This is a genomic window from Paenibacillus zeisoli, from assembly GCF_003994465.1.
Classification (GTDB): Bacteria; Bacillota; Bacilli; order Paenibacillales; family Paenibacillaceae; genus Fontibacillus; species Fontibacillus zeisoli.
The window spans coordinates 154,916-167,932 of sequence record NZ_RZNX01000001.1; the positions used below are offsets into that span (position 1 = coordinate 154,916).

General features: G+C 46.0%; 8 protein-coding genes and 1 pseudogene. 6 read left to right on the forward strand and 3 right to left on the reverse strand.

Annotated features, from left to right (window positions below; genetic code table 11):
* Positions 1-915 (forward strand): ribose ABC transporter substrate-binding protein RbsB, encoded by a 915-nt coding sequence (rbsB, locus tag EJP77_RS00680; RefSeq protein WP_127197272.1) that lies wholly within the window; start codon positions 1-3, stop codon positions 913-915.
* A gap of 72 nt (positions 916-987) precedes the next feature.
* Here the strand turns inward: rbsB and EJP77_RS00685 are convergent, their stop codons facing one another.
* Positions 988-1,548: a DUF1003 domain-containing protein gene (locus tag EJP77_RS00685; RefSeq protein ID WP_127197273.1), complete on the reverse strand. Its 561-nt coding sequence runs from the start codon at positions 1,546-1,548 to the stop codon at positions 988-990.
* 203 nt (positions 1,549-1,751) lie between these two features.
* Between EJP77_RS00685 and EJP77_RS00690 the strand changes: the two genes are divergently transcribed.
* The gene (locus EJP77_RS00690) at positions 1,752-3,371 is read left to right on the forward strand and encodes a stalk domain-containing protein (RefSeq protein WP_127197274.1); all 1,620 of its coding nucleotides are present in this window, start codon (positions 1,752-1,754) and stop codon (positions 3,369-3,371) included.
* 157 nt (positions 3,372-3,528) lie between these two features.
* Here the strand turns inward: EJP77_RS00690 and EJP77_RS00695 are convergent, their stop codons facing one another.
* Positions 3,529-3,759: a hypothetical protein gene (locus EJP77_RS00695; RefSeq protein WP_127197275.1), complete on the reverse strand. Its 231-nt coding sequence runs from the start codon at positions 3,757-3,759 to the stop codon at positions 3,529-3,531.
* A gap of 261 nt (positions 3,760-4,020) precedes the next feature.
* Between EJP77_RS00695 and EJP77_RS00700 the strand changes: the two genes are divergently transcribed.
* From EJP77_RS00700 to EJP77_RS00710, 3 genes are all read left to right on the forward strand, one after another.
* Complete coding sequence (locus EJP77_RS00700) at positions 4,021-5,772, forward strand: tetratricopeptide repeat-containing diguanylate cyclase (RefSeq protein ID WP_127197276.1); 1,752 nt, start codon at positions 4,021-4,023, stop codon at positions 5,770-5,772.
* A gap of 172 nt (positions 5,773-5,944) precedes the next feature.
* On the forward strand, positions 5,945-6,361 hold the full coding sequence (locus EJP77_RS00705) for a hypothetical protein (protein ID WP_127197277.1): 417 nt from the start codon (positions 5,945-5,947) through the stop codon (positions 6,359-6,361).
* Positions 6,351-7,643 carry an ammonium transporter gene (locus EJP77_RS00710; protein ID WP_127197278.1) on the forward strand — a complete coding sequence of 431 codons (1,293 nt, stop codon included), beginning with the start codon at positions 6,351-6,353 and terminating at the stop codon, positions 7,641-7,643. The genes EJP77_RS00705 and EJP77_RS00710 overlap by 11 nt, the downstream gene beginning before the upstream one ends.
* Before the next feature lie 53 nt (positions 7,644-7,696).
* On the opposite strand, the gene EJP77_RS00715 is transcribed toward EJP77_RS00710, so the two are convergent.
* Positions 7,697-8,722, reverse strand: a complete 1,026-nt coding sequence (locus tag EJP77_RS00715) for a LacI family DNA-binding transcriptional regulator (RefSeq protein WP_127197279.1) — start codon at positions 8,720-8,722, stop codon at positions 7,697-7,699.
* A 528-nt stretch (positions 8,723-9,250) separates the two neighbouring features.
* Between EJP77_RS00715 and EJP77_RS00720 the strand changes: the two are divergent.
* Positions 9,251-12,919 (forward strand): annotated as a pseudogene (locus EJP77_RS00720) (GH32 C-terminal domain-containing protein).
* Positions 12,920-13,017: the final 98 nt, after the last annotated feature.

Here is a 13,017-nt window from a genome sequence, read left to right on the forward strand (position 1 = left end):
ATGAAAAAAGTTACGTTAGTGCTTATATCCCTAATGCTTGTTCTGATGACAGGATGCTCGCTGGAACCTCCCGGCTGGGCCAAGCCCAAAGCCGCGGGGAGCTTGAAGGATGCCAAGATCGGACTGTCCATTTCCACCTTGAACAACCCCTTCTTTGTCTCACTCAAAGACGGGGTTGTGAGTGAAGCGGCCAAGCAGGGGATTAAAGTCATTGTTGTGGATGCACAGAACGACTCGGCTAAGCAAAGTAATGATGTGGATGATTTGATTCAACAAGGGGTTAACGCACTGCTCATCAACCCAACCGATTCGGCATCCATCTCTACGGTGGTGCAATCCGCCAATAATTTGGGAATCCCAGTAATTACACTCGACCGTTCCGCTGATAAAGGTGATATTAAAGCGTTGGTGGCTTCGGACAATATCAAAGGCGGTAAAATGGCAGCGCAGTATATTGTAGATCAGCTGGGCAAGAACGCCAAGGTTATTGAACTTGAGGGTGTCCCTGGTGCTTCAGCTACTCGTGAGCGGGGGAAAGGCTTCCACGAAATTGCGGATCAACAGCTGAAGGTGATTGCGAAGCAGGCTGCTGATTTTGACCGGACCAAAGGACTGAATGTCATGGAGAATCTCCTTCAAGGTAACCCTGATGTACAGGCAGTCTTCGCACACAATGATGAAATGGCACTTGGTGCAATTGAAGCGATCCAAAGCTCAGGCAAGGATATCCCTGTAATCGGATTTGACGGGAACAAAGATGCACTGGATTCGATCAAGGCAGGCAAGCTAACAGCCACTATTGCACAACAGCCGGAGTTAATCGGTCAATTGGCTGTGAAGGCAGCCAAGGATGTACTTCAGGGCAAGAAGGTAGAGAAATCGATCCCTGCGCCACTGAAGCTGGTAACCAAATAATTAAGTATTAAAGAAGCCATTTCAGATTGTTCTTACTGAAATGGCTTTTTGGTTTGTAATTCTATCGATTCATCATGATTGATTTCTTCTAACATGCCTGCGTTTATTCAATGTGGCAGCTTCCATATATTTCAGTCTCTCTTCCATGTGCAGCAGATGATTCTGGATCTCTACATTTTCCTTCTCAGCTTTGTAATTGATTGCAATATCCATAATCTGTTCTTGTTTGTCTTTCACCGCCTGCCGATTCTGACTCATCTGGATCAAAGTGGCTTGAAACACCGTGAATATAGAAAGAATGAAGCTTAAGATGAACAAGGAGGAGCGGCTGTGATTCCAGATCAGCCAAGAGCTCATTATAGCTGCAAGGGAGAATATGAATTTCCAGCTGCCTCCGAATATGGCCACTTTGTCAGCGATCCTTGCTCCCGTACCTGCGTTTCTCTCATGCTGTTCAAGAAGACCAGCCTTGATCTTACCCTGGTACTCGTTCACCATTTTGGCGAGTCGATGTATATCGTGCGTGTCCAGCTTTCCCTCTGGAAATTGCTCGAGCTCATGAAAGAGCAGCTCATCCGCATTTAACTCAGACTTAGATGCATCAGTCGGTTGACTATGACTATGTTTTCTCATAATTCGTTCCTCCTTCTAGAAAGGATATTTCTCTCCTTACCCGTTTTGTGTTGATAGAATACTTTTTTATATTTCCTCTTTTATCCAGTTGTATTATTCAGGTAAAATTAAGATTGGGGAAAGGGGGTTGAAAGGACAAACCTTGTATGATGTAACAGGATTAGTCATTCAAAAAGTAAAGTCTCCTTGAAAGGTGGATTTAGATGAAGGGAAAACTGTTAACTAGAGCAGGACTAGTAAGTTTAGTTCTCTCGCTGAGTGTAACCGCAGGAGCAGCTTTTGCGGAAAGAGAGGCTAATCCCAAAAACCTGGTGCCTCTTCGGGCCTATGCTGAGCAACTGGGCGGAAAGGTAAAGTGGGACCACGGGACCCGGACAGCGACCATTTATCGGCTTGGACACTCGTATTCAGTAACCATTGGGAAAGATAAGGCTATGGTCGATGGTGCAGTACGAAGCATTATTGCACCGCTTACAGAGGACGGAACTACATATGTATCCCTTCAATTCTTGCAGGATGCTCTAGGAACAACCGCGGGTTGGAGCTCGCAGAATGGAGTCATTCTGGATAAGCAGGATGTTACCGATAAAGCAATTGTATTTACGCAGCAGGCGTTTGGTAACCCATCTGCACTTCCGAATCTTGCGCTTAGTGAAAATCTGAAATCCGCACTTTCTGCTGATGTACTCAGTAAGGAGATCACTGCTCTAACAGGGCAGCTCGGCGCCTATAAAGGAATCGAAAGCGCAGCAACCGATTCTAATTCTGTTCACCGGAATGTTACATTGAATGTTGCATTTGAACGAACTTCTCTTCCTGTAACGATTAGATTCAAGTCAGAAGGGGAGATTGATGATATTTTCTATAATACTACCGGAGCGGCAGGACCTTACAGCAAACCTGGCTATGATAAACCTGAGACCTATACGGAGAAGGAGGTAGTTATTGGCCAAGGGGCATGGGCTCTTCCAGGTACATTGACTCTCCCGTCTGATTCAAGCAAAGGACCCTTCCCTGTTCTGATACTTGTGCAGGGATCAGGTCCAAATGACCGGGATGAGTCACTGGGCGCGCTGAAGCCATTCCGGGACCTTGCCGTAGGCCTAGCATCCAAAGGGACTGCAGTTCTTCGTTATGAGAAAAGAACCCGCGAATACCCACATCAATATGCGGCAAATCCATCTGCAACGATCAAAGAGGAAGCTTTGGATGACGCTTTGGCAGCCGTGGATCTGATGTCCAAGACGGAGGGAATTGATTCGAAGTCTATCTACATACTGGGGCATAGTCAAGGTGGGTTTATGATGCCAAGACTACTTCAGGCGGATACTAGTCACCGAATTGCAGGTTCGGTCATCATGTCGGGTCCTGGCGGTAACTTCTTCGATCTGTTGATTGAACAATTCACCTATTTGGCAGGTCTGCACCAATTGCCTCAGGCAACTTTGGATCTCTTTAAGACCCAATTCGCTTTGCTGAATAGCAAAGACTTCGATCCGGCACACCCGCCTAAAGATTTCATTCTTCCGAAATGGTGGGTTGATCTGAAGGGATATGAGCCTGCGGAAATGGCGAAGACTCAAAGCGGACGTATGCTCGTTCTGCAGGGGGAACGGGATTATCAGGTTCCAGCTGCGCAGCTGGATATCTGGAAGAATGCACTGAAGAATCGTTCCGATGTGGTCTACAAACTGTATCCGAAGCTGAACCACTTTTATTCCGAGGGGGATGGCGGACTCAGTACACCAGCGGAATATTACAAACCGGGCAATGTTCCGGATTATGTCATTGACGACATAACCAAATGGATCCAAACCCGCTAATTACCATAAAAGGATATCCCCTAAGTAAACAAATATGGTTATGGGACATCCCGATTCTCTTATACCAAATATTGCAGGAGTAACAAAGGACCATTAATGGAGAATGGCGCCACAAGGGTTAATGCCCTGTGGCGCCATTTATAGCTATAAAAGTGTATTATGAGGCACAACCAGCACACTCAATATAATTGTCGCCAACGGCTTTGCTAATGCTTAGCAGATCGCCCATTTTGATATCATCTTCAGATGTAAATTCATAATCGTAAGCTGTCTCCAAAGCCAGCTGAAGAGCTTTCTCTTTGTTATCTGCCAGAACGCTGATCTGTTCTTCTTTCCCCGTAGATATGACCTGATAGGCAAAAGTATAACGAAGCATTTCCTGTTCCATGCTATCACCTCCTGAACTTGTGTATAATTCCTCTCCTTAAGGCTTGAGAGAATTATATTATACACTAACAAATAGTTACTCGCCTACTTATAGAAATTATGAATCTAATGGCTTCCAAATTTTATTAAATATAGAGTCGTAGATTTAGTGAATCCGTGGTATCCTATTTTGTATTATATTTTTACCTCATTAGCGCTTTGATGGGACAAAATCGGTCAGTATAGAGATAGAGATACGGTTATCGTTGGGGGATATGGACACATGGAAAGACATCTGATTCAACTCGAAAATCCGGTAACTTCATACAATCAGCTTTGTTACCAATGTCATACAAGGATAATCAGAGAGCTCGGTGAGGGACCGGCAGGAATCTGCCCGCAGTGCTGCTCACAGATGACGGATTATTGGGGGATGACTCTGAGTATAGGGCCTCAAGGGGAGTATTCAGAAGAATGGATGAAGCGTGCTCTTGATAGGCTGGAGATTATGCCCTTTCAGGATGTTGAATCCGCCGCAGGTCCGGCAAGGCACGCTCTTGAAGCAGCCTATGAATTAGGGATAGAGGAGTTAAAGCAGCGGGCATTACTTGTATACGCTGATGTGCTGGGGCGAAAAGGATACGTTGCTGAAGGAGGACAAATTATCCTTGAGGTACAAGCATGGGCAGCTGAGCAGCAGAACTCGTATATTTTGGCAAGAAGTCACCGGTTACTGGCGGGTTTCTTCAGACGGATTGGTGAGACGGCAAGTGCTTTTGAGCATTCTATTCAAGCCGTTCAGCATACGGAAGAATCTGCTCCTCTTCGTATAAGGGCAGATCATATTCTTGCTCATGCGATGATGCTTGATGAGACCGGAAATTCCGCTGCTTCAATAACAAAGTATAAGGAAGTCATGGATATAGCCGAGAATATTCAGGATATTCATTTAAGTCTAGCAGCGCTTAACAATCGGGCTTATACCTGCGGAGAGACGGGTGATACTGAAGAAGCGTTGGCTCTCGTGAACCAGCTTAGACAGCTCGCTGAGCAGCAAGGTGTTCCACTGGACGGACTGAAGCTGGACACCATCGCCCGGATCGAGCTTATGCTGGGAAAGCCGGAGGCAGCCGAGACAACGCTGCAAGCTGTACTTGAGGATAATACGGGCCACCTAATTAGTGAAATGGCAGGATTGCCGGAGTGCCTGCTTACTGCCGCTGAAGCCATGCGGTTACAAGGCAAGCTTGAGCAAGCTCAATCCATTGTGGATAAAGCCAGGAAAGTATGTGAGAAGCATGGATTTGAAGGGCAAAAGGTAAGAGTAAGACTCGAACAAGCCCGAATCTTAGCGGCTATGGGGAGATACAGGGAGGCGTATGAGGAGCATGTTGCTTTCCATGACGAAACGGAGAACCTCCGTTCACATGAAAACAGAACCCGGGCCAATATCCTTCAGACCGTATTTGATACCAAGGAAGCCAGAAGAGCTAGCGAACATTTTCGGGAAATGGCATTTCGTGATGCCCTGACCGGACTGCACAACCGCAGGTATTTGGATGAGCAAATGGACGGGCTTATCCAGGAAACCTTGATGAGAGGGGAGACAGTGACGGCTATGGTCATTGATCTCGATCATTTCAAGAGAATTAATGACAGTTATTCGCATCAGATCGGGGATCTGGTTCTGGTTAAAGCTGCGGGAATCTTGAGAAATGCAGCCAAGCGAGCGGCAGCGATAGCTGCCCGCTATGGAGGCGAAGAGTTCGTCATCCTTGCCACAGGCCTGAATGAGAAAGAAGCTGCCGAGCTGGCTGAGGATGTACGCCTGGCTATCAGCTCCGCTGAATGGAATGAGATTGCCGAGTCGCTCTCTGTCACAACAAGTATAGGGGTATGCACCTCTTCGGAAGGCTGCTCCAATCGGAGAGAGCTTCTGGGTGCGGCAGATCATAATTTATATACAGCCAAGCGCTCTGGGCGAAATAGAGTAATTGGCACCAGTATGAGCCGAATGGAATGCGCAAGTGTATGATTCAGCGTCATTTAGGCAAAATTAGCAGAAGAGGCTGCTCACTCCTGACTTAAAGTTGGAGATGAGCAGCCTCTTCTGCAATGGCTTCAAAAAACATATGTAATAAATGTTGACATAATAGAAAAATGAAAATACAATCAGGTAAGTAACTTAACGTGTGAGGAGACCTGACATGGATGTAATAGATGAATTATACCAGCGTGTTGCTTTTCAAATTCCAACGGAAGAATTCATTCATATCATACAATTATTGGTCCGGAAAAAACAAGATGATATTGATTACATCAAGAACAAAATTGCGCAGTATGAGCAAAAAAGGAGAAAGGAAGAAGCGATGTACCAATCGCTCTCTCCGATCCGCAAGCTTTTTACAGGGCGGCCTCCGAGTCATCATACAGCTGTGGAATATATGGTATATGTCAAGGAACCTTTCAAAAAGATTGAAGTGATTAAGAGAGAGATCAGAGAGCTTGCGCGTGTATTGAAGCGAATTGAGGATAATCCTGACTCGGACGAAATTATGCTCTCTACTCATCTTATCAATCAGCTTACCCAGCAGGAAAGAGAGGATCAGATAGATGAACGTTGAGTCTTTGCATTCTGGCCTGGATACCGTATGGGTGGTTCTTACGGCGGCCATGATTTTGCTTATGGAGGGTGGATTCGCGTTAGTTGAAGCCGGATTTGTCCGTTATAAGAATAATGTGAACATCATTATGAAGGTTTTTGCGGATATTACGATCGGAACATTATGTTATTATGTCCTTGGGTTTGCCCTGATGTACGGTAAAGATGTGTGGGGCGCCATCGGTACTAGTGGATTTCTGCTGCATGGTGATCTTTCTCATTTGAACTTTTCTATCTCCATAGACACCTACTGGCTGTTTCAGGCAGCCTTCGCCATTGCGGTCATCTCGATTGTATCGGGTGCAGTTGCAGAGAGGATTAACTTCCGTGTATACCTGCTCTACATTGTGCTTATGACAGCACTGATCTATCCCATCGCGGGTCACTGGGTATGGGGGAACGGCTGGCTTGGGTCTTTGGGAATGAGGGATTTTGCCGGTTCTGCCGTAATTCATGCACTCGGTGGATTCTCAGCCTTGGCTGCTGCCATAGTGATCGGACCGCGCAAAGGAAAATTTACGTCCAAGGGCTCAAGTACGATTGCGCTGCCAAGTAACCTGCCTTTAGCCTCGGTTGGAGCATTCCTGCTCTGGTTCGGCTGGTTCGGATTCAATGCAGGAAGTACTTTAACGGCGTCAGATGTTCGAATTGGACATATTGCTGTGGTGACGATGTTATCTGCTGCGGCTGGTGGTGCAGTCACTCTCGTATATACACTTATCCGGTATAATCGATCCGATGCACCGTCCGTTATTAACGGATCTCTTGCTGGACTAGTTGGAATCACAGCAGGTTGTGCTTTTGTCAGCGATGGAGCTGCCATATTCATTGGAGCCGTCTCTGGACTTCTCATGATGGCTGCGACGAACTGGCTGGAAGCGAGGAAGATTGATGATCCTGTCGGCGCATTCCCTGTTCATGCTGTATCCGGAATGTGGGGCACGCTGGCTACCGGCCTGTTCGCTCAAGATGGTGGGCTGCTATACGGGCAGGGCTGGCATTTGATTGGTGTTCAGGTTCTGGGCTTGGCAGTACTGTGTGCTTGGGGCTTCGCTCTAACTTGGCTGGGACTCAAACTCATCAACCGGTGGATTCCTGTGCGTTCGACTGAAGAAGAGGAAGAGATCGGGCTCGACATCAGCTACCATGGCATTATGGCGGCTCATCAGGCACACGATTTCATTGATGATGAAGAAAGTTTGTTCAACGAAGTTTTGCGGGAACAAGAAGAACGCAAACTATAGAAGACAACAAGACAAACAAGATATGTAAGTCATACTGAAGATAACTCCTGGTATCAGGGGTTATTTTTTTGTGGTTGTCTTGTTGATTGCCGCCATACCAGGCTTGTATCAAGATATACCGTTTCGTTATGACGATCGGGCCTGTCAATTCTGTTCATCAGAGACTCGACAACACGGATACCCAATTCATAGGGGTATGTATGTACGGTAGTTAGGGCGGGTTCGATAATTGCTGAATTTGGAACATCGTCAAATCCAGTAACCTCAATGTCAGTCGGAATTTGATAGCCTAGGCTCTTAAGAGAACGAATTACACAAATGGCAATATCGTCGTTTGCACATACAAAGGCCGTAGGCAGCTTTTTTAAAGATTTAATTTGTGATGTCATCCAATCAACGGACAAATAGGGATTTGTATCTTCGAGTTGGATACTGAATTGACTGGAGTTGCTGAGGCCCCCCTGTGAAAGAGCACGTGTGAAGCCAAGCCAGCGTTCATAAAAGCTCCTGCAATGATTCGCATCTCCAATGAAGCCGATATCTTGATGCCCCCGATCTATCAAATCCTTGGTAAGTTGGTAAGTCGATAACTCATTCTCGACCATAATGACATCGTATTTGTGATGTTCGAACAGGGAATTGGGCAGCGAATCAATAAAAACCGTAGGAATGCCTGTGCCTAGCACTTTCTGCATGTACAGTTTATCGAAGATTTCCACGCTGATGATCCCGTCAAGATTCGACTGTTGTATATTCACAGGCAGGTTGCCTGAAAGGATATCCTCTGGTTTCACTAATGTCAGTATCAGATTGTAGCCATTTGCACTTAGACTTGTCTCAATCCCTCTGATGGTCTCGGAATAAAAGCTAATCGCATTGATATCACTTCGGGTCAACAGAGCAATATTCTCAATCTTCATTTGGGAGTAGTTCTTATATTTAAGATCCGCCGCTTTCTGGATTACCTTGTTTCTGGTTTGCTCCGGAATTTGAGGGTGGTTATTAAGCGCTTTCGACACTGTGTTTCGGGATAGTCCAAGGGCATCAGCGATGTCCTGAATCGTTATTTTCTCTGCCATTTCATGTACTCCTTTAACCAAAGCAGTTTGTGATTTTTTATCAGCTATTAGTCAATATAGTAACACAAAAAATGCGCGTATATATCGATATAATCCTTACAATTGCGATGTTCATTGATGATCCACTCAACATTAAAATTCGGTTGACACCATTTCTATGCAAGCGTATACTTCTTTATTGAACACAAAGTGTTTATTTTTGTAAACATAAATGTAAATAAAAACTAAAGAGAAATGTAAACTGGAAGCATGATTTCGTGGTGAGAATTACTTTGGAATTTCTTCAGTACGTTCAGGGAAAGGAGGGGGCTATGCGATTATAAACTTGGCTGATATATTTGTAATTCTGCTCTATTTCCAGGTGTAAGCAATGATATTCATGTCTGCATAACAGGGAGAGGGATAAATGTGAACCAACGGGCTAATTCAGCATTCAAGGGGTTAATAGTAGCATTAATGATAATTTCCATAGTGATTCCTGTAAGCGATTATGCGGGAGCAGAACAGCGAAATAGCAAGGAGTTATCCATGACTAATCAATTTAATGTAAGCGTTACCAATACAAATACGAATCTTACCAAATGGAACGTTATCGGTGGAGGGAAGATGATCGATAGTCCCGATGGACTGCAGTTAGTTTCCGGTTCCAATGAGACTATGATGGCTATCTCTGCCACGAAATCAGGGGATTTCATTTATGAAGCTGATGTGATGGTCAAAGACATAGAGGCAGATACCGGCTTGGTTTTTCGTTCTAATCAAGATGGTCGGTCCTCCTATATGCTGTAGATTATCCCTAAAGATGGGCTGCTCAGATTGCAAGATGCGAATGAGGGGGCTGGAAGACTTAAAGAAGAACGCCAAGTCGATCTGAAGCGAGATGAGATTTATCATCTGAAAGTCAGAGCGGAAGGATCTAATCTTAAAGTATATTGGGGGGCGAATTATAAACCTGTTATTGATGTTACGGATACAGCCTATCCCGAAGGTTATTTGGGACTGAACGTGCGGAATGGATCTGCATTTTTTCAGAATATTCTGGTAAGCGACCTGCACACCAACCTTTCGAATGAGATTTTGACACGTGGAGAGTGGCAGCCTCATTTAAAGGGGACCAAAGCATCAGCCCAAAGTAAGGAAAACGCCATCAAGGTGTACAATACCGCGGCTGATGATCTAGAGATGGAGGGTGACATTACGCTTAATGATGGATCCCCAAATGCCAATGCAGGGCTATTATTCAGGGGGAGTAAAGATGGATCAGCGGGTTATGTGGCTTCTATCCAAGGTCAGGGAGACCAGGTACAAGTTCTTTTAATGCGCGCAAATGGCACGATTGTTAGCAAGTCTGCACGTCTGTATCCTGGAGGGAGTGACAGCAAGCATCATCTCGAGATCAATGCCTCGGGTGACCGTATACAGATATTTATGGATGGCTACACACCTGCAGCTATTGATATTAAGGATAAAAGCTATACAAATGGTTATTCTGGAATGATTGTTAATCAAGGCACTGCCTATTTCCAGGACATCTATCTGACGCAGGCTACGGATTACTATACGGAGAGATATCGCCCACAGTATCATTATTCACCAGCAAGGGGCCCGGCAAGTGACCCGAACGGAATGGTATATTTTGAGGGAGAGTACCATTTGTTCCACCAGGATGGCGGACAGTGGGCTCATGCAGTGAGTAAGGATATGATTCACTGGAAAAGGCTCCCGATTGCTTTGGCTTGGAACGATTACGGCCATGTATGGTCTGGATCTGCTGTTGCCGATCTAACCAATGCCTCGGGGTTGTTCACCAATACAGGCGGCAAAGGATTGATCGCCTATTATACATCTTTTACACCTGATGCGCAGAATGGGAACCAGAAAATTGGTCTGGCTTACAGTACAGATGCTGGCCGGACTTGGACTTATTCGAAGGAACATCCCATTGTTATCCAGAACCCCGGCAAGAATGACACCGACCCAGGCGGATGGGATTTCCGGGATCCGAAAGTCGTCCGTGATGAGGCCAATAACCGCTGGATTATGGTTGTCTCCGGTGGGGATCACATTCGCTTCTTCAGCTCCAACAATTTAATCGATTGGACCTTAACCGACAACTTCGGATATGGAGCGTATATACGCGGCGGAGTATGGGAGTGTCCTGATTTGTTCCAGCTTCCGGTAGATGGGAATGGAGGCCGCAAATGGGTGTTGATGATCAGCACGGGAGCGAATCCCAAGACAGGTGGCTCGGATGAGGAGTATTTCGTAGGCGAGCTTACTCCAGATGGAAAGTTCAAGAATGACAATCCTGCCGGAAAGGTATTAAAAGCCGATTGGGGCAAAGAATTTTACGCCTCTTCTTCTTTCTCCGATGTTCCTGGAGGACGCCGGATCCTGATGGCCTGGATGACGAACTGGGATTATCCTTTCAGCTTCCCTACGGCTCCTTGGAAAGGAGAATTGACGATCCCAAGAGAACTGTCCTTGAAATCAACGAATTCGGGGATTCGGTTGATTCAGACACCGATAGCGGAGTTAAACTCACTCCGGAAACCTCTTGTCTCTGTCAAGAATCGACTAGTTACAGAATCGCAGGAGAACCTGCTTGAAGGTGTGAAATCAGGTGCTTATGAAATCGAGGCCGTCCTGCAGCTGCCCGAACAGGATGCAGCTTCGGAGTTCGGATTCAACCTACGTACAGGTGGAGACCAACATACTGTGGTTGGTTATAACAAAGCCAAACAAAAGTTGTATGTAGATCGGTCAGCATCTGGAGCCACGGATTTCTCTAATCTGTTCACCACACTTCATGAAGCACCGCTTGCCCCATCTGGCAATCAGGTGAAAATACGTGTATTCGTGGATGAGTCTTCAATAGAAGTCTTCGGTAATGATGGGGAGGTTGTAATCTCTGATGTCATTCTTCCCGATTCGGCACGAAGGGGGATGAGTTTTTATACCAAAGGCGGTGCTGTAAAAGTTATCTCCATGAAGGTACACGCGATGGATAATATCTGGAGGTTCTCAGGATCATCTGATACTAGGGTTATTATGGACCGTTCAGAAATGGAACTGACAACTGGGCATACAGAGACCTTGTTTGCCAGTATAGAGAATTCTAAGGGAGCGGCAAAGCCGATCACCTGGAAGTCAAGCCAACCGAATGTAATTCAGATCATTTCTTCTGACAATGAGACTGCTGTGATCCGGGCAGTGGGACCGGGAGACGCTGTGATTACTGCCTCTTCAAGCCATGCGATTAGCGGAAACACTCGGTTCACCGTTAGCAGCGGAGAGTTCAAGACGAATCTTACCGGATGGAAGCCGCAACCATCCACCTCTCTCTGGACCCTGACACCTCGGGGGATTCGCGGCAGTTATAACAGTGATGCCAATTATATGGCAGTCGAGAGAGCAGGGAATTTCACTTATGAGGCAGATATGGAGCTGGCTAAGAGCGGCGGTGCAGGGTCCATCCTATTCCGGGCCAGTGCGGATGGGAATAGCGGATATTATTTTAATTTAGATCCAAATATGAAATCTATCCGATTATTCTATAAAGTAGAGGGCCGGTTTGAGGAACGGCAGGTGCTTGCTAAAGTGAGCCGGTTTATTCAGAGTGAGAGACAATATCATGTAAAAATTGTTGCAGATGGTCCTCATCTTCAGATAGATCTTGATGGGGAACGGATTATTGACCTCAAGGACGGAACATTTGCCGAGGGACAATTCGGGGTCAACGTGTTTGGGGGGCAGGCCTATTACCAGAATGTTATGGCGACTCATACATCCGGGGCAGGCCTTGCTAAAGTGCATATCAAGAATGAGAATTCAGGTAAATCTCTTCAGTATGAAAATTCGATCAACGGAGCGCCCGTGGCTGTTGCGGTTGATGATGCTAATTCTACAAATCAGGAATGGGTTTTTGTACCTGTTGGTGATGGAACATATTCTATTAGAAACATCGATGACAGAGCTTTGGACCTCGATACCGGACAGAACCGAATTCAGTTGTACAATTACCTTGGATATGATAACCAGCGCTGGACTAAAACCGAGAACGCTGACGGGACGGTAACGATACGCTCCGTCCATAACGGTAAAGCTTTGGAAGTCTCTCAAGACGGTACGCAGCTGCAGCTTGGAGAGGTGGTCCCTGATTCATCGCGCCAGAAATGGCGGCTAACAGGCGAATGAGCCCCACATTCGATTAGATCGAGTGTTATTACATGAGCACAGGCCCTTATCCCTCTGGGATAAGGGCTGACTCCTGTGGCAGCCGGTATCAAGAGGAA